The organism is Pseudomonas sp. Y3 TE3536, assembly GCF_053629175.1.
Map to the genome: position 1 here is coordinate 2090941 of NZ_JBRJHU010000001.1, position 16564 is coordinate 2107504.

Below are 16564 nucleotides of genomic sequence, written 5' to 3' on the forward strand. Positions count from 1 at the left end.
CTAAATCCGTGGTGTCCGGGACTTTCCATGCAGCCGTATCAGCGCGACTTCATTCGTTTTGCCATCGACCGCGGCGTTCTGCGCTTCGGCGAATTCACCCTGAAATCGGGGCGTACCAGCCCGTACTTCTTCAATGCCGGCCTGTTCAACACAGGTTCTGCACTGGCGCAGTTGGGCCGTTGCTACGCGGCGGCCATCGTCGACAGCAAGATCCCGTTCGACGTGCTGTTTGGCCCAGCCTACAAGGGTATCCCCCTGGCGGCGACCACCGCCGTGGCCCTGGCCGATCAGCATCAGCTCGACGTGCCATGGTGCTTCAACCGTAAAGAAGCCAAGGATCACGGCGAAGGCGGCAGCCTGGTTGGCGCGCCTTTGGCGGGTGACGTATTGATCATCGACGACGTGATCACGGCCGGCACGGCCATCCGTGAAGTCATGCAGATCATCAATGCCCAGCAGGCCAAGGCCGCTGGCGTGCTGATCGCGCTTAACCGCGAAGAGCGCGGCAATGGCGAGCTGTCGGCGATCCAGGAAGTGGAGCGTGACTTCGGTATTCCGGTGGTCAGCATCGTTTCGCTGACCCAGGTGCTGGAGTTCCTGGCCGATGATCCGCAGCTCAAGCAGCATCTGCCTGCTGTTGAGGCGTATCGGGCGCAGTACGGGATCTGATTCCGGCTCGGTAATAAAAAAGGCGACCTTTGGATGAAGGTCGCCTTTTTTTGTGTCGCCTGTCCTGGCCTCTTCGCGGGTAAACCCGCTCCCACAGGCTCTGCGCCAACTTCAAGTCTGGCGATGTACCTGTGGGAGCGGGTTCACCCGCGAAGAGGCCGGGACAGACTAAGCAATCACTCAGCGCGGCTTGCGGTTGGTGATCAGGGTACCCACGCCGCTGTCGGTGAAGATCTCCAGCAGTACCGCGTTCGGCACGCGGCCGTCGATGATGTGCGAGCTGTTCACGCCGCCCTGCACCGCATCCAGTGCGCACTTGATCTTCGGCAGCATGCCGCCGTAGATGGTGCCGTCGGCGATCAGTTCGTTGACCTGCTCAGTGGTCAGGCCGGTCAGCACCTGGCCCTGCTTGTCCATCAGGCCGGCGATGTTGGTCAGTAGCATCAGCTTCTCGGCTTTCAGTGCCTCGGCAACCTTGCCCGCCACCAGGTCGGCGTTGATGTTGTACGACTCACCGTTGGCGCCCACGCCGATCGGCGCGATCACCGGGATGAAGTCACCCTTGACCAGCATGTTCAGCAGGTCGGTGTTCACGCTCACGACTTCGCCGACGTGGCCGATGTCGATGATTTCCGGGGTGGTCATCTCTGGCGTCTGGCGGCTGACGGTCAGCTTCTTGGCGCGGATCAGCTCCGCGTCCTTGCCGGTCAGGCCGATGGCGCTGCCGCCGTGGCGGTTGATCAGGTTGACGATGTCCTTGTTGACCTGGCCGCCCAACACCATCTCGACCACGTCCATGGTGGCCGAGTCGGTCACGCGCATGCCGTCGATGAAGTGGCTTTCGATCGACAGGCGCTTGAGCAGGTCACCGATCTGTGGGCCACCACCGTGGACCACCACCGGGTTGATGCCCACAGCCTTCATCAGCACGATGTCACGGGCGAAGCCGGTTTTGAGCTCCTCGCTCTCCATCGCGTTGCCGCCGTACTTGATCACCAGTGTCTTGCCGACAAAGCGGCGGATGTAAGGCAGTGCTTCGGACAAAACTTCGGCTACATGGGAAGCGGCATCGCGATCGAGGGTCATGCAGGGCTCCTGTAAGGAACAGATAGTCGGTCAGAACGGCAGTTGCAGCTCAGGGGCAACCCGCAGCAACTGGGCGCGGAAAACATCCTTGATACGTTGCAATTCGGCGTCGTTGTCGGCCTCGAAGCGCAGCACCAGCACCGGCGTGGTGTTGGAGGCGCGTACCAGGCCCCAGCCGTGGGCGTAGTCGACCCGCACACCGTCGATGGTGGTCAGGTTGGCCGCGCCCCAGTCGGCGTCGCGTTGCAGTGCATCAATGATGCTGAATTTACCCTCGTCGGTCACATCAATATTGATTTCCGGCGTGGAAATATCGTTCGGGAACGCTGCGAACAGGCTTTCGGCGTCTTGCCCGGCCTTGCTGAGGATCTCCAGCAGGCGTGCGGCACTGTAGATGCCATCGTCGAAACCGTACCAGCGTTCCTTGATGAAGATGTGCCCGCTCATCTCGCCGGCCAGCAACGAACCGGTCTGTTTCATCTTCTTCTTGATCAGCGAGTGGCCGGTCTTCCACATCAGCGCGCGGCCGCCATGCTGTTCGATCAGCGGGGTCAGGCGACGGGTGCATTTGACGTCGAAGATGATCTCGGCGCCCGGGTTGCGCGACAGCACGTCCTGGGCAAACAGCATCAGCAGGCGGTCGGGGTAGACGATGGTGCCGGTGTTGGTCACCACGCCTACGCGGTCGCCGTCACCGTCGAACGCCAGGCCGATGTCGGCCCCGGTTTCCTTGACCTTGGCGATCAGGTCCGCAAGGTTTTCCGGCTTGCCTGGGTCTGGGTGGTGGTTAGGGAAGTTACCGTCCACCTCGCAGAACAGCGGGATAACGTCGCAGCCCAGGGCTTCGATCAGCTGCGGGGCGATGACGCCGGCAGCGCCGTTGCCGCAGTCCACCACCACCTTGAGCTTTTTCGCCAGCTTCACGTCGCCGACGATTTGCTGGTAATAGCGCTCGAGGATTTCGACCTTTTCCACGCTGCCTTCGCCACGGCTCAGGTCGTTGGTTTTCAGGCGGGTCTGCAGGGCCTGGATCTGTTCGTTGGCCAGGGTGTCGCCTGCGATGACAATCTTGAAGCCGTTGTAGTCCGACGGGTTGTGGCTGCCGGTGAGCATCACGCCCGATGTGCCGGCCAGCACGTTGGCGGCGTAGTACAGCGCGGGGGTCGGCACCAGGCCGACATCGCTGACCTGGCAGCCAGCGTCGGCCAGGCCTTTGATCAGCTGTTCCACCAGCATTGGGCCGGACAAGCGGCCATCGCGGCCAACGGAAATCTTGGGCTCGCCTTGGGCGAGGGTCTGCGCGCCGATGGCGCGGCCGATCCAGTAGGCGGTTTCGGCATGGAGGGTCTTGCCGACCACGCCGCGAATGTCATAAGCGCGGAAAATGCTGTCCGGCAGTGCGGGGACCAGGTGGGCCATTTCGTTCATCTCTGGAAGCTCCATTAGTCAAAGGCTGTCTGGGCAGGCGCAAACTGAACGCTTGGACGGTGGTTTCGCCAGAGAGTTCGCCATCCTTGGCCTGAACGGTCAGCTGTCGGCTCAGTGGCTGCCGGAGTGGCCGAAGCCGCCAGTGCCACGCTGGCTTTCGTCGAAGGCTTCGACGATGTCGAAGTGCGCCTGCACCACCGGCACCAACACCAACTGGGCGATACGCTCGCCAATGGCGATGGTGAACGGGGTGTTGCCGCGGTTCCAGCACGACACCATCAGCTCGCCCTGGTAGTCCGAGTCGATCAGGCCGACCAGGTTGCCCAACACGATGCCGTGCTTATGGCCCAGGCCCGAGCGTGGCAGGATCATGGCTGCCAGGCCCGGGTCGCCGATGTAGATCGACAGGCCGGTGGGGATCAGCAGGGTCTGGCCGGGCTCGAGGACAGTGTCCTCCTTGAGCAGGGCGCGCAGGTCCAGGCCGGCAGAGCCTGGGGTGGCGTACTGCGGCAGGGGAAATTCGGTGCCCAGGCGTGGGTCGAGGATCTTGGCTTGAAGAGCGTGCATGTAACTTATTGAACCTGGTTGAGCCGTTCGGCGATGAAGGCGACCAGCTGCCGGGCGATCTTGCCCTTGCTGGTCTGCGCAAAGAGGGTCTGGTGCTGCTGGCGGTCGATCACGGTCAAGGCGTTCTCTTCGCTGTTGAAGCCGATGCTGGGGTTGGCCACATCATTGGCGACGATCAGGTCGAGGTTCTTGTCCTTGAGCTTGCGTGTGGCGTAATCGAGCAGGTGTTCGGTTTCGGCGGCGAAGCCGACGCTGAACGGGCGGTCGCCACGGCCAGCGATGGTCGCAAGGATATCGGGATTACGCACCATCTGCAGCAGCATGCCGTCGCCGGTCGTAGGATCTTTCTTGAGTTTTTGCGTGGCAACTACCTCTGGGCGGTAGTCCGCGACCGCTGCCGAGGCAATGAACAGGTCGCAGGGCATGGCCGCTTCACAGGCCGCGAGCATGTCCCGCGCGCTGACCACGTCGATGCGGTTGACCCGGTCGGGGGTTGGCAGGTGCACCGGGCCGGTGACGAGGGTCACCCGAGCACCGGCTTCGGCAGCCGCTTCGGCCAGGGCGAAGCCCATCTTCCCGGAGCTATGATTGGTGATGTAGCGGACCGGGTCGATGTTTTCCTGGGTTGGGCCGGCAGTGATCAGCACGTGTTTGCCGGTCAGCGTCTGGCGCTTGAAGCTTTCGGCGGCGCACCAGGCCAGGTCGGTGGCCTCGAGCATACGGCCAAGGCCTACGTCGCCACAGGCTTGGCTGCCGGAAGCTGGGCCGAACACCTGGATGCCACGGCTTTTGAGCAGGTCGAGGTTGGCCTGGGTGGCCGGGTCACGCCACATCGCCTGGTTCATGGCCGGGGCGACGGCAACGGTGGCGTCGGTGGCCAGGATCAGGGTGGTCAGCAGGTCGTCGGCCATGCCTTGGGCCATGCGCGCCATGAGGTCGGCCGTGGCGGGGGCGATGAGGACCAGGTCGGCCCACTTGGCCAGCTCGATATGGCCCATGGCCGCTTCGGCGGCGGGGTCGAGCAGGTCCATGTGCACCGGGTGGCCGGACAGCGCCTGCAGGGTCAGCGGGGTGATGAACTCTGCACCGCCACGGGTCATGACGACGCGCACCTGCGCGCCGTGCTCCAGGAGTCGGCGGATCAGTTCGGCGCTTTTGTAGGCGGCAATGCCGCCACCGACGCCGAGGACGATGCGCTTGTGATACAGCCGCTGCATAGGCTTTTGCCTTTTTCCAGTGAAAGCGGGCGGCGACAAGAACTGCCTGCGGCAGAACGTCGCATGTACGAGGCGAAATAGATTAACACAGGGCCCAAACGTGCCGCAGCAGGACCAAGGAGCGGGGATGAGTATCAGGGAATGGCCGGCTGAAGAACGGCCGAGGGAGAAGTTGTTGTTGCGGGGGGCTGCGGTGCTGTCGGACGCCGAGCTGGTAGCGGTGCTGCTGGGCTCGGGCGTTGCCGGGCGTAACGTGCTGGAGCTGGCGCGGGGGTTACTGGTTCGCTTTGGGGGCCTGAGGCCATTTCTGGAGGCTGATCGCCAAGCCATTTTGCGCGAGCCAGGTCTTGGGCCCGTGAAGTACGCCCAGTTGCAGGCACTTCTGGAGATTGGCCGGCGCTACCTGGATGAGACGATCGAGCGCACGCCGGCGCTGGAGAGCCCGGAGGCGGTGCGACGCTACCTCAAGGCCATGCTGCGCCATGAGGCCAGTGAAGTGTTTGGCTGCCTGTTTCTGGATACCAAGCACCGGCCGCTGGCGTTCGAGATCCTGTTCAGGGGGACGATCGACCGGGCCAGTATCTACCCGCGGGAAGTGGTGCGCCGAGCGTTGCTGCACAACGCAGCGGCGTTGATCCTGTGCCATAACCACCCGTCGGGCAACAGCGAGCCCAGCCAGGATGATGTGCACATGACGTTGGCGCTAAAGCGCGCGTTAGGGCTGATCGATGTGCGGGTGCTGGACCACATCATCGTGGGCGATGGCGAGCCATTGTCGATGGTGGAGGAGGGGTGGATCGTTGCTTAGCGGTGTACTTGTGCCGGCCTCTTCGCGGGGCAAGCCCGCTCCCACAGGTACCGCACAGCATTCAAAGGCTGTGAGGTCCTTGTGGGAGCGAGCTTGCCCCGCGAAGAGGCCGGCACAGGCTTACTTGGTCACCGAAACCTTGCTGAAATCCAATCGCCCAAACGGGCTCACCTGGTACCCCTCGACCCCCTGGCGTAGCAGGGTGGCCGCGGTCGGATGCGCCAGCGGCACCCACAGCGCCTGCTGCTGGATCAGCGTCTGCGCCTGCTGGTACAGCCGGCTGCGTACGCTCTGGTCATTGGTGGTGCGCCCGGCGTTGATCAGCTGGTCGAGGCGGCTGTCGCAGAACCGTGCAAAGTTGGTCCCCGACTTCACCGCCGCACAGGAAAACTGCGGGCTGAGGAAGTTGTCCGGGTCGCCGTTGTCACCCGCCCAGCCCATGAACAGCAAGTCATGCTCGCCGGCCTTGGCGCGGCGGATCAGCTCGCCCCACTCGATCACGCGGATTTCGGCCTTGATGCCGATCTTGCCCAGGTCGGCCTGCAGCATCTGCGCGCCAAGGCTGGGGTTGGGGTTGAGCAGGCTGCCCGAAGGGCGGGTCCAGATCGTGGTGCTGAAGCCGTCAGGCAGGCCAGCCTTGGTCAGCAAGGCCTTGGCCTTTTTCAGGTCCAAAGGGTAGCCGGGCAGGTCCTTGGCGTAGCTCCAGGTGTTGGGCGGGTAGGGGCCGTTGGCGGCCGTCGCGGTGCCTTCGAACACCGCCTTGAGGTAAGCCTGTTTGTCGAAGGCCAGGTTGATGGCCTGGCGCACCTCTGGCTTGTCCAGGGGCGGGTGTTCGCTGTTGATGGCGACGAAGGCGGTCATGAAGGCCGGCGTGCTGGCTACCGTGAGGTTGCTATCCTTGCCGGCTTCAGCGATGTCCAGCGGCTTGGGCGACAGGGCCACCTGGCACTCGTTGCGCTTGAGTTTTTGCAGGCGCACGTTGGCATCGGTGGTGATGGCGAAGATCAGCGGGTCGACCGCAGGCTTGCCGGCGAAGTAGTCGGGGTTGGCGCGGTAGCGCACCACGGCGTCCTTCTGGAAACGCTGGAAGACGAACGGCCCGGTGCCGATCGGCTGGCTGTTGAGCTTGTCCGGCGTGCCCGCCTTGAGCAGTTTGTCGGCATACTCGGCGGAATAGATCGAGGCAAAGCCCATGCTCAAGGTGGCCAGGAACGTGGCATCCGGGTGGGTCAGGGTGAAGCGCACAGTGTGCGGCTCGGGGGCATCGATCGACTTGATCAGGCTGCCCAGTTGCAGCGATTGCGCATGCGGGTAACCGCCCGGCGCAGTCTTGTGCCAGGCGTGGGCTGGGTAGAGCATGCGCTGGAAGCTGAACAGCACGTCGTCGGCGTTCAGCTCGCGGGTCGGTTTGAAGTAGGCGGTGGTGTGGAACTTCACGTCATCGCGCAGCTTGAAGTCGTAGATCAGGCCGTCTGCCGACACCGTCCAGCTCGCCGCCAGGCTAGGGACAACCTTGCCTTGGCCGGCGTCGAACTCCACCAACCGGTTCATCAGCACGTCGGCCGAGGCATTGGTGGTGGTCAGCGAGTTGTACTGGACCACGTCGAAGCCTTCGGGGCTGGCTTCGCTGCAGACACTCAGCGGGGCTGCCTGGGCGATGCCAGCGGCAAACAGGGAGGTAAACAATAAGGAAAAGGCGGCGGCACGCATCGTGACTCCTTGGCTGTCAGTGGCCCATCTGCCAGTGCAGTCTGGAAACGTCCTACCCTAGTGTGCGCATCAGCAAATGACCACCCTCTTTTTCTGTCGGCTGGCGACGAGTGGTCGACAGTGCGCCGCGCTAGTCGCTATGCTGCTCGCGCACGATTTGCCTCAGCTAGATGCTCATCATCTGTTGTTGCAATGCAGTCTTTCTGGTATAAAGCAGCGCTCTTTTCTAGGGGCTCGGCCTGTCGCATCAGCGGATCCGGTCGATAAGACCTCCAGAATCACGGCGCCTGGCGCCAAAGACTGAGAGATTAAGCGGCCAACCCATGCCGGGTTGGGCATGTGGTTTTAGAGGGCTGAGTCATGTCGAGAGTCTGTCAAGTTACTGGTAAGGGTCCAGTAACCGGGAACAACATTTCCCACGCAAACAACAAAACCCGTCGTCGTTTCCTGCCGAACCTGCAGCACCACCGTTTCTGGGTTGAGTCCGAGAAGCGTTTCGTGCGTCTGCGCGTTTCCGCCAAGGGCATGCGTATCATCGACAAGCGCGGCATCGACGCCGTTCTGGTTGACATCCGTAAAGCTGGCGCCAAGGTTTAAGGGAGAACATCATGCGTGAATTGATCCGTCTGGTTTCGAGTGCCGGTACCGGCCACTTCTACACCACCGACAAGAACAAGCGCACCACTCCGGACAAAATCGAGATCAAGAAATATGATCCGGTTGTTCGCAAGCACGTGGTGTACAAGGAAGCCAAGATCAAGTAATTGATCGGCAACCTTAAAAAAAACCCGCATCCGAAAGGACGCGGGTTTTTTTTTGCCTGCCAGGGCCCCTTACTTCTGCTCGAACATCACGTAGATCTTGCGGCAAGGCTCCAGCACCTCCCAGGTGCCTTTGAAGCCGGCCGGGATGACGAACCGATCACCGGCGCGCAGGGTCTTGGCGCCGCCATCCTGGTCGCGCAGCACCGAAACGCCCTGCACGATCTCGCAATATTCGTGCTCGGTATAGTTCACGGTCCACTGCCCGACTTCACCTTCCCAGACACCCGCCGCAAACTGGCCGCACGGGCTGGAGTAGTGGTTATAGACGGCCTGGTCGGGCTCGCCCTTGAGGATTTTCTCTGCAGCCGGGCGGTAGCGTTCAGCCTCGGTTAGAACCTGGGCGAAGTCGATGATGCTGGCGATGCTCATGGTGCGGCTCCTGTTGTTGTTTAATAAAATGAACATCAGTAGGCTTTTAGGCCATTCGTGTCAAATATATTGATAGTTTACACAGGCTGGTTTAGGGTGTCGTTTGCCCGTGCGCGCGCGTCGCCCGGCCAGAATTCTGACAACGCCAGTGAGTCCTCAGTGCGGCGTTGCACCTAAACAAGAGGAGGAGTTTCGTATGACCACCCTGACTCGTGCGGACTGGGAACAACGTGCCCAGCAACTGAAGATCGAAGGCCGTGCCTTCATCAACGGCGAATACACCGACGCCGCATCCGGTGAGACCTTCGAGTGCCTGAGCCCGGTCGACGGACGCTTCCTGGCCAAGGTCGCCAGCTGCGACCTGGCTGACGCCAACCGTGCCGTCGAGAACGCCCGCGCCACCTTCGATTCCGGCGTCTGGTCGCGCCTGGCTCCGGCCAAGCGCAAGGCCAAGCTGATCCGCTTCGCCGACTTGCTGCGCAAGAACGTCGAAGAGCTGGCACTGCTCGAAACCCTGGACATGGGCAAGCCGATCGGCGACTCCTCGACCATTGACGTCCCAGGCGCAGCACAAGCCCTGCACTGGAATGCCGAAGCCATCGACAAGGTCTACGACGAAGTCGCACCGACCCCGCATGACCAACTCGGCCTGGTAACCCGTGAGCCGGTGGGCGTCGTCGGCGCCATCGTGCCGTGGAACTTCCCGCTGCTGATGGCCTGCTGGAAACTCGGCCCGGCCCTGGCCACCGGTAACTCGGTGGTGCTCAAGCCGTCCGAAAAATCGCCACTGACCGCCATCCGCATCGCCCAGCTGGCCATCGAAGCCGGCATCCCGGCCGGTGTGCTGAACGTGTTGCCAGGCTACGGCCACACTGTCGGCAAGGCCCTGGCCCTGCACATGGACGTCGACACCCTGGTGTTCACCGGCTCCACCAAGATCGCCAAGCAGCTGATGATCTACGCTGGCGAATCGAACATGAAGCGTATCTGGCTGGAAGCCGGCGGCAAGAGCCCGAACATCGTCTTCGCTGACGCACCGGACCTGCAAGCCGCTGCCGAAGCCGCTGCCAGCGCCATCGCCTTCAACCAGGGCGAAGTCTGCACCGCGGGTTCGCGCCTGCTGGTCGAGCGCTCGATCAAGGACACGTTCCTGCCCCTGGTGGTCGAGGCCCTCAAAGGCTGGAAACCGGGCAACCCACTGGACCCGCAGACCACCGTTGGCGCGCTGGTCGATACCCAGCAGATGAACACCGTGCTGTCGTACATCGACGCTGGCCACAAGGATGGCGCCAAACTGCTGGCCGGTGGCAAGCGCATCCTCGAAGAGACCGGCGGCACTTATGTCGAGCCGACCATCTTCGACGGCGTGACCAATGCCATGAAGATCGCCCAGGAGGAAATCTTTGGCCCCGTGTTGTCGGTGATCACCTTCGACACGGCCGAAGAAGCCATCGCCATTGCCAACGACACGCCGTACGGCCTGGCGGCTGGCATCTGGACTTCGGACATTTCCAAGGCCCACAAGACCGCCCGTGCCGTGCGCGCTGGCAGCGTCTGGGTCAACCAGTACGACGGCGGCGACATGACCGCGCCGTTCGGTGGCTTCAAGCAGTCGGGCAACGGCCGTGACAAGTCGCTGCATGCGCTGGAGAAATACACCGAGCTGAAAGCGACCTGGATCAAGCTGTAAATCGCTGGGGCCGCGATGCGGCCCATTCGCGGGACAAGCCCGCTCCCACACGTTCACCGCTGATTTCAGAATCGCGGAGTACCTGTGGGAGCGGGCTTGTCCCGCGAATGGGCCCAAGAAAATCCAACAGGGGGAGCACATGCGCTGGGGCACCTACTTCGCCGTACTGGCATCCGTACTCAGTGTCGGCCTTGCGCTCGGCGTGAGCATGCCGCTGGTTTCCCTGCGCCTGGAGGCCTGGGGCTACGGCAGTTTCGCCATCGGCGTAATGGCAGCGATGCCCGCCTTGGGCGTACTGCTGGGTGCCAGCCTGGCCAGCCGCCTCGCCGGTTGGGTCGGCGTGCCTACCGCCATGCGCCTGTGCCTCTGGGGCGGCGCGCTGTCGATCGGCCTGGTCGCGGTGCTGCCCAACTACCCGCTGTGGCTGGCCCTGCGCCTGCTGATCGGCATGTCCCTGACCGTGGTGTTCATCCTCGGCGAAAGCTGGATCAACCAATTGGTGGTCGAGCAATGGCGTGGCCGCCTGGTGGCGCTGTATGGCAGCAGCTATGCGTTGAGCCAACTGGCCGGGCCGCTGGTGCTGGGCTTTCTCGGTTCGGACGACGACTTTGGGTTCTGGGCCGCGACCGGCTTGCTGTTGCTGGCACCGCTGGTGCTGTTGGGCCGCGGCGGGGCGCCGACCACTGAAGCCTACAGCGTCACCTTCCGCGACCTGGTCGCTTTCTGCCGCCGCCTGCCGGTGATCGCTTGGGCTATCGCCCTGTTTGCCTCGTTCGAGGCGATGATCCTGACCTTGTTGCCGGTCTACAGCCTGCAGCAAGGGTTCACCACCGAGGTTGCCTTGTTCATGGTGAGCACGGTGGTGGTAGGCGATGCAGTGCTGCAGTTGCCGATCGGCGCGCTGGCTGACCACATGTCGCGGCGCACCCTGTTCACCGGTTGTGCGGTGACCTTGATGTGCTCCAGCCTGGCGATTCCGTTGCTGCTGCACACGCCGGTAATCTGGCCGCTGTGGGTGCTGTTCGGGGCCAGTGCTGGGGGGTTGTTCACCCTGTCGCTGGTGCTGATCGGCGAGCGTTATCGGGATGATGCGCTGGTACGTGCCAATGCCCATGTGGCGCAGCTGTGGGGCATCGGTTGCCTGCTCGGGCCGCTGTTGGCCGGGGCGGGTAGCCAATGGATCAGCGGGCATGCGTTGCCGTTGTTGATGGCTATTGGGGCAGCAGGGCTGGTGGTGTTGACCCGTCGGCGCGGTGCCTTCGAACCTGCGCCTGCCTGATGTTCTTTGGAAGCTTTGCGGCCCTTTCGCAGCACAAGGCTGCTCCAGGGATACGCGGTGCTCTGTAGGAGCAGCCTTGTGCTGCGAATGGGGCGCAAAGCGCCCCCCCGCAATCGGAACTACAGCATCTTCTCCAGGCCAACCGCCTTGCTGATCCAGGCATTGAAGCGCCGCCAGAGCCCGCCGGGCTCTGCTGTCAGCGTGTGCAGCTGGCCATTGTCCTCGGTCACCCAGACCAGCTTGTCATTGGCCAGCCTCACCTGATAACTCAGCGCGGGCGCCATGCCTTGCACGGCCAGCTCGCGGGTGTATTCGGCCAGCTCCGGGCTGTCCACCAGCACCCCGACCTCGGTATTCCACAGCACCGAACGCGGGTCGAAATTGAACGAGCCGATGAACGTCTTGCGCCGGTCGAAGACGATCGCCTTGCTGTGCAGGCTCGAATCGGAGCTGCCACGGAAGCTCAGGCGCCCGGCGCTGGGGTCGCCCGGCTGGCGGCGCAGCTCGAACAGTTGCACGCCATGTTCGAGCAGCGCACGGCGGTAGGGCGCATAGCCGCCATGCACCGCTGGCACATCGGTGGCTTCCAGCGAATTGGTCAGCAGCCGGACCGACGCCCCGGCATCGGCACGGCCGGTCAGGTACAGCAACCCCGGCTCGCCCGGCACGAAGTACGCCGATACCAGGATCAGCTCCTTGTGCACGTTGGCCAGGTCCGGCGCCAACTGCTGGCTCAGCAGCAGGTGCGGGTCGGGCTCGTCATCGGCTAGCACCTTGCTCGGCGCATCCCACAGCACTTGGCTATGGGCCCAGATCAGCTCGTTGCGCCAGATATCCAGGCGCGGCTGCGACTGGTACGCCATCAACCGGTCATACAAGGCCTTGCGCTGCGTCCGCGCCTCGGCCAGGGAAACCTCCAGGCGATGGCGGCTGGCGCGCAGGTCGTCGGCATCCGGCAGGCGCCAGAGAAAATCGCCGATCGGCCGGCTCAGGGCGCTGTTCCAGTACTGGTCGAAACTGTGGCCAAGTTGTTCGGCCACCGGGCCTACGCCCAGCAAGTCGATGTCGGTGAAGTTGAGGTTGGGCTCGGCATCGAAGTACTCGTCACCCAGGTTGCGCCCGCCGACGATGGCCATGCTGTTGTCCACCAGGAACAGCTTGTTGTGCATGCGCCGGTGCTGGCGCGACAGGTTGAACAGGCGGCCTACGGCCCGCGTGGCGCCGGTGCTGCGCCCCAGGTGCAGCGGGTTGAAGACGCGGATCTGGATATTCGGGTGGGCATCGAGGGTGCCCATGATGGTGTCCAGGCCATCGCTGGTGGTGTCGTCCAGCAGAATGCGCACGCGCACGCCACGGTCGGCGGCACGCAGCAGCTCATGCACCAGCGCGCGGGTGCTGAGGCCGTCGTGGACGATGTAGTACTGCAGGTCGATGCTGGCCTGGGCGTTGCGGATCAGCTCGGCGCGCGCGCGAAACGCCTCGTTGCTGTTGGGCAACAGGCGAAAGCCCGAGCGCCCCTCATAAGGTGCCGCCTGGCGCAGCACCGAGCGGCCGAAGGCGGAATCGTTGGCCGGCAGCGCCTGGCTGACTTCGCGAGGGGCGCCGACGCTGGCACAGCCTGCAAGGCCGAGCAGTAGCGTCAGCAGAAGCGGCAGAGCTTGCTGCAATCTCAAGGTAAGCGCGTCCTGTACAGCAAAAGCTTAAGGGGTTGGACCGTGGAGGGCGGCGCAAAGTTACGCGCAGGCGTCGTCCTGATCCAGTAGACGAAGGGCGGTTTCACCCACGTTGCGCACGGCGGTCTCGATTGCCGGCGTAGGTTGGGCGGCGAAATTCATGCGCAGGCAGTGACGGAACTTGCCCGAGGCCGAGAAAATGCTGCCCACGGCAACCTGCACCCCCTGCTCCAGTAAAGCGCGGTTCAGCCGCAGCGTGTCGAAATGTTCGGGCAGTTCGACCCACAGCATGAAGCCCCCTTGGGGCCGGCTGACACGGGTGCCCGGTGGGAAGTAACGGGTGACCCAGTCGCTCATCACGTCGCGGCTGCGTTGGTATTGGCTGCGCATGCGGCGCACGTGGGGCTGGTAATGGCCGGCCTTGATGAAGTCGGCAATGGCCAGTTGCGGTTGGCTGGCGGTGCTGCCGGTGCTGATGTACTTCATGTGCAGCACCCGCTCCAGGTAACGCCCCGGCGCGACCCAGCCGATGCGCAGGCCGGGGGCCAAGGTTTTGGAGAACGAGCTGCACAGCAACACGCGGCCATCGTCGTCGAACGACTTGAGGGTGCGCGGGCGCGGGTAGGTGTAGGCCAGGTCACCGTACACATCGTCTTCCAGAATGGCCACGTCATAGCGCTGGGCCAGGCTCAGCAACGCCTTCTTGCGCGCCTCGGGCATGATGTAGCCCAGCGGGTTGTTGCAGCTCGGGGTGATCTGGATGAGCTTGATCGGCCACTGCTCCAGGGCCAGCTCCAGCGCTTCGAGGCTGATGCCGGTGACCGGGTCGGTGGGGATCTCCAGTGCCTTCATGCCCAAGCCCTTGAGGGTTTGCATGGCGCCATGGAAGCTGGGCGAGTCGACCGCGACGATATCGCCCGGCTCGCACACCGCGCGAATGCTGCACGACAGCGCCTCATGGCAGCCGGTGGTCACCACCAGGTCGGCCGGGCCCAGGCGGCAGCCGGAGTCCAGCATCAAGCGGGCGATCTGCTCGCGCAGGGCCAGGTTGCCATGGATGTTGTCGTAATACAGGCCAGGCATGTCCTGGCGCCGGCTCAGTTGGGCGAGGCTGCGCAACAGCGGCTTGAGGGTCGGGCTGTTGACGTCGGGCATGCCGCGGCCCAGTTGCATCACGTCCTGGCGCGGGGTACTGCGGACCAGCTCCAGCACCTGTTCCCACTGGGAAATGTCCACAGGGCGCTGGGCCGGGCGGCTGACGGCGGGCAGGGCAGGGAGGTGGCGGTGTTCGCTGACAAAGTAGCCCGACTTGGGCCGCGGCGAGACCATGCCGCTGTCTTCGAGCATGCGGTAGGCCTGCTGCACGGTGCTCAGGCTGACGCCGTGTTCCATGCTGAGGGCGCGCACCGAAGGCAGGCGCTGGCCGGGGCGATACAGGCCTTGCTCGATACGGGCGCCGAGCAGCTCGGCGAGGTTGAGGTAGAGCGTCACGGCATACTCCAGCGTCGCCTGCATACAGCGACCAGTACAGTTGCGCTGAAAATACAGCATTCACGCGTCGATTCGCCAATTCTGTATGGGAATAATAAGCCGAGAGTGGATCTGTATTGTCACCATTGCCAACGCGCATGCTTGCTCCACGGTATCAACTGAACGGGAGAACGCAGTGATGGGTGGCATGAGCGATGTGCGCTTGCAACTGATGGCCAAGGACCTGGAAGCCGGGCAGCGGGCCAAGGTCTTCAATGCGCCAGCGGGCCTGAGCCGTTGGGGGCTGATGGTGCATCGCTGGCATACCCGCAGGGCGCTGCTGCAGCTGACAGACGATGAGTTGCGCGATGTCGGGCTGAGCTGGGAGCAGGCCCGTACAGAAGGGTGCAAACCCTTCTGGAAGGCATAAACGGCCCAATTTGTAGGCACGGCAGCATTCAGACCAGCTCTTTCAGCCGGTGCCAGAGCATCCCCAGTGCCAACAGCGGCGAGCGCAGGTGCTTGCCGCCTGGGAAGGTGATGTGCGGCACCTTGGCGAACAGGTCGAAGCGCCCGCTTTGCTGGCCGCTGATGGCCTCGCCCAGCAGGCGTGCGGCCAGGTGGGTAGCGTTGAGCCCATGGCCAGAGTACGCCTGGGCGTAATAGACATTCGGCTGGCTGGCCAAACGGCCGATCTGCGGCAGGCGGTTGGCGCCGATGCCGATCATGCCGCCCCATTGGAACTCGATGCGCACATCGGCCAGGTGCGGGAAAACCTTGAGCATTTTCGGCCGCATGTAGGCGGCGATGTCTTGCGGGTCGCGGCCGGAATAGTGGCAGGCACCGCCGAACAGCAACCGGTGGTCCGCAGACAGGCGATAGTAGTCCAGCGCTACACGCTGGTCGCACACGGCCATGTTCTGTGGCAGCAGTGCGCGCGCCCGTTCCTCGCCCAGTGGCTCGGTGGCGATGATGTAGCTGCCGGCGGGCAGCACCTTGCCGCCTAGCTCGCGGTTGAGGTCGTTGTGGTAGGCATTGCAGCACAGCACCAGCGTCTTGGCGCGGACCCGGCCTTGGGCCGTGTGCACCTTGACCTCAGGGCCATACTCGATGCGGGTGACTTCCGACTGCTCATACAGGCGCACGCCCAGGCGGCTGGCTACGGCCGCCTCGCCAAGGGCCAGGTTGAGCGGGTGCAGGTGGCCCGAGCCCATGTCGATCAGGCCGCCGACATAGCACTCGGCGCCGACCACGCTGTGGATATCGTCTTTGCCGACCAGGCGCAGCTCATGCTCGTAGCCCAAGCTGCGCAGTGCTTCAGCCTCTTCGGCAAAGCCCAGCAGCTCAGCAGGTTTATTGGCCAGGTCACAGTAGCCCCAGGTCAGGTCGCAGGCGATGGCGTGGCGCTCGACCCGCTCGCGAACGATCTCCACGGCTTCCAGGCCCATCAGCTTCATGCTGCGCACGCCTTCTTCGCCGATCACCGGGAGGAACTGATCCAGGCCATGGCCAACCCCGCGGATGAGTTGCCCGCCGTTGCGCCCGCTGGCGCCCCAGCCGAGCTTGCGGGCTTCCAGCAGGATCACCGAGAGGCCACGTTCGGCCAGTTCGATGGCGGTGTTCAGGCCTGAATAGCCGCCGCCGACGATGCACACGTCGGCGCTGTGCTCGCCTTGCAGGAAAGCGTGGTCGGGGTGGGGCGCGCTGCTGGCGGCGTAATAGGAGGCGGCGTGCTGCGCGCTATGGATCATGGGGCAGGTCCTGGGCAGGAAAA

The 16564-nt window shown here is 63.7% G+C and carries 15 protein-coding genes and 1 pseudogene; 7 read left to right on the top strand and 9 right to left on the bottom strand.

Annotated features, from left to right (window positions below; genetic code table 11):
• The first annotated feature begins 27 nt into the window (after window positions 1–27).
• A complete protein-coding gene (gene pyrE, locus AB7M33_RS09480) occupies window positions 28–669 on the top strand; it encodes an orotate phosphoribosyltransferase (protein WP_008091580.1) in 642 nt (213 codons plus the stop codon).
• Window positions 670–849: 180 nt separating this feature from the next.
• On the opposite strand, the gene argB is transcribed toward pyrE, so the two are convergent.
• The 4 genes and pseudogenes from argB to coaBC all read right to left on the bottom strand — a co-directional run bounded on the left by argB (window position 850) and on the right by coaBC (window position 4967).
• Window positions 850–1755, bottom strand: coding sequence for an acetylglutamate kinase (argB, locus tag AB7M33_RS09485; RefSeq protein WP_027592158.1), 906 nt, complete (start codon window positions 1753–1755; stop codon window positions 850–852).
• A 30-nt stretch (window positions 1756–1785) separates the two neighbouring features.
• Window positions 1786–3159, bottom strand: a pseudogene (locus AB7M33_RS09490) (phosphomannomutase/phosphoglucomutase); the annotation flags it as partial.
• A gap of 135 nt (window positions 3160–3294) precedes the next feature.
• Entirely contained in the window at window positions 3295–3750 is a 456-nt protein-coding gene (gene dut / locus AB7M33_RS09495) for a dUTP diphosphatase (protein ID WP_027592160.1), read from the bottom strand.
• Between the two features lie 5 nt (window positions 3751–3755).
• The gene (coaBC, locus tag AB7M33_RS09500) at window positions 3756–4967 is read right to left on the bottom strand and encodes a bifunctional phosphopantothenoylcysteine decarboxylase/phosphopantothenate--cysteine ligase CoaBC (RefSeq protein WP_027592161.1); all 1212 of its coding nucleotides are present in this window, start codon (window positions 4965–4967) and stop codon (window positions 3756–3758) included.
• Between the two features lie 127 nt (window positions 4968–5094).
• On the opposite strand from coaBC, the gene radC reads away from it, so the two are divergent.
• Complete coding sequence (gene radC / locus AB7M33_RS09505; protein WP_186681492.1) at window positions 5095–5775, top strand: RadC family protein; 681 nt, start codon at window positions 5095–5097, stop codon at window positions 5773–5775.
• Window positions 5776–5895: 120 nt separating this feature from the next.
• On the opposite strand, the gene AB7M33_RS09510 is transcribed toward radC, so the two are convergent.
• Window positions 5896–7485, bottom strand: coding sequence for an ABC transporter substrate-binding protein (locus AB7M33_RS09510; protein WP_454242760.1), 1590 nt, complete (start codon window positions 7483–7485; stop codon window positions 5896–5898).
• Window positions 7486–7845: 360 nt separating this feature from the next.
• Here AB7M33_RS09510 and rpmB point away from each other — a divergent pair, with 360 nt between their 5' ends.
• Both rpmB and rpmG read left to right on the top strand, forming a co-directional pair.
• Window positions 7846–8082, top strand: coding sequence for a 50S ribosomal protein L28 (gene rpmB, locus AB7M33_RS09515; protein WP_003253504.1), 237 nt, complete (start codon window positions 7846–7848; stop codon window positions 8080–8082).
• Window positions 8083–8093: 11 nt separating this feature from the next.
• Window positions 8094–8249 (top strand): 50S ribosomal protein L33, encoded by a 156-nt coding sequence (gene rpmG, locus AB7M33_RS09520; RefSeq protein WP_003253507.1) that lies wholly within the window; start codon window positions 8094–8096, stop codon window positions 8247–8249.
• A 69-nt stretch (window positions 8250–8318) separates the two neighbouring features.
• Here rpmG and AB7M33_RS09525 read toward each other — a convergent pair whose 3' ends face one another.
• A complete protein-coding gene (locus tag AB7M33_RS09525; RefSeq protein ID WP_027592164.1) occupies window positions 8319–8678 on the bottom strand; it encodes a cupin domain-containing protein in 360 nt (119 codons plus the stop codon).
• Between the two features lie 196 nt (window positions 8679–8874).
• Here AB7M33_RS09525 and AB7M33_RS09530 point away from each other — a divergent pair, with 196 nt between their 5' ends.
• Together AB7M33_RS09530 and AB7M33_RS09535 are read left to right on the top strand one after the other, a co-directional pair.
• Window positions 8875–10368 carry an aldehyde dehydrogenase gene (locus AB7M33_RS09530; RefSeq protein WP_027592165.1) on the top strand — a complete coding sequence of 498 codons (1494 nt, stop codon included), beginning with the start codon at window positions 8875–8877 and terminating at the stop codon, window positions 10366–10368.
• A gap of 139 nt (window positions 10369–10507) precedes the next feature.
• The gene (locus AB7M33_RS09535; protein ID WP_454242761.1) at window positions 10508–11647 is read left to right on the top strand and encodes an MFS transporter; all 1140 of its coding nucleotides are present in this window, start codon (window positions 10508–10510) and stop codon (window positions 11645–11647) included.
• A 119-nt stretch (window positions 11648–11766) separates the two neighbouring features.
• Here AB7M33_RS09535 and AB7M33_RS09540 read toward each other — a convergent pair whose 3' ends face one another.
• Together AB7M33_RS09540 and AB7M33_RS09545 are read right to left on the bottom strand one after the other, a co-directional pair.
• Window positions 11767–13320, bottom strand: coding sequence for a phospholipase D family protein (locus AB7M33_RS09540; RefSeq protein ID WP_238210128.1), 1554 nt, complete (start codon window positions 13318–13320; stop codon window positions 11767–11769).
• Window positions 13321–13380: 60 nt separating this feature from the next.
• Window positions 13381–14811 (bottom strand): aminotransferase-like domain-containing protein, encoded by a 1431-nt coding sequence (locus tag AB7M33_RS09545; protein ID WP_454244210.1) that lies wholly within the window; start codon window positions 14809–14811, stop codon window positions 13381–13383.
• A 178-nt stretch (window positions 14812–14989) separates the two neighbouring features.
• On the opposite strand from AB7M33_RS09545, the gene AB7M33_RS09550 reads away from it, so the two are divergent.
• On the top strand, window positions 14990–15220 hold the full coding sequence (locus tag AB7M33_RS09550) for a DUF1127 domain-containing protein (RefSeq protein WP_454242762.1): 231 nt from the start codon (window positions 14990–14992) through the stop codon (window positions 15218–15220).
• Window positions 15221–15248: 28 nt separating this feature from the next.
• On the opposite strand, the gene AB7M33_RS09555 is transcribed toward AB7M33_RS09550, so the two are convergent.
• Complete coding sequence (locus tag AB7M33_RS09555) at window positions 15249–16541, bottom strand: NAD(P)/FAD-dependent oxidoreductase (RefSeq protein ID WP_454242763.1); 1293 nt, start codon at window positions 16539–16541, stop codon at window positions 15249–15251.
• Window positions 16542–16564: the final 23 nt, after the last annotated feature.

Bases quoted from the DNA above. Each gene is read 5' to 3' on its own strand.
- AB7M33_RS09525 (WP_027592164.1), bottom strand. From the start codon at position 8,678: ATGAGCATCGCCAGCATCATCGACTTCGCCCAGGTTCTAACCGAGGCT.
- rpmG (WP_003253507.1), top strand. From the start codon at position 8,094: ATGCGTGAATTGATCCGTCTGGTTTCGAGTGCCGGTACCGGCCACTTC.
- AB7M33_RS09510 (WP_454242760.1), bottom strand. From the start codon at position 7,485: ATGCGTGCCGCCGCCTTTTCCTTATTGTTTACCTCCCTGTTTGCCGCT.
- coaBC (WP_027592161.1), bottom strand. From the start codon at position 4,967: ATGCAGCGGCTGTATCACAAGCGCATCGTCCTCGGCGTCGGTGGCGGC.
- rpmB (WP_003253504.1), top strand. From the start codon at position 7,846: ATGTCGAGAGTCTGTCAAGTTACTGGTAAGGGTCCAGTAACCGGGAAC.
- pyrE (WP_008091580.1), top strand. From the start codon at position 28: ATGCAGCCGTATCAGCGCGACTTCATTCGTTTTGCCATCGACCGCGGC.
- AB7M33_RS09535 (WP_454242761.1), top strand. From the start codon at position 10,508: ATGCGCTGGGGCACCTACTTCGCCGTACTGGCATCCGTACTCAGTGTC.
- AB7M33_RS09555 (WP_454242763.1), bottom strand. From the start codon at position 16,541: ATGATCCATAGCGCGCAGCACGCCGCCTCCTATTACGCCGCCAGCAGC.
- AB7M33_RS09550 (WP_454242762.1), top strand. From the start codon at position 14,990: ATGGGTGGCATGAGCGATGTGCGCTTGCAACTGATGGCCAAGGACCTG.
- argB (WP_027592158.1), bottom strand. From the start codon at position 1,755: ATGACCCTCGATCGCGATGCCGCTTCCCATGTAGCCGAAGTTTTGTCC.
- AB7M33_RS09530 (WP_027592165.1), top strand. From the start codon at position 8,875: ATGACCACCCTGACTCGTGCGGACTGGGAACAACGTGCCCAGCAACTG.
- dut (WP_027592160.1), bottom strand. From the start codon at position 3,750: ATGCACGCTCTTCAAGCCAAGATCCTCGACCCACGCCTGGGCACCGAA.
- radC (WP_186681492.1), top strand. From the start codon at position 5,095: ATGAGTATCAGGGAATGGCCGGCTGAAGAACGGCCGAGGGAGAAGTTG.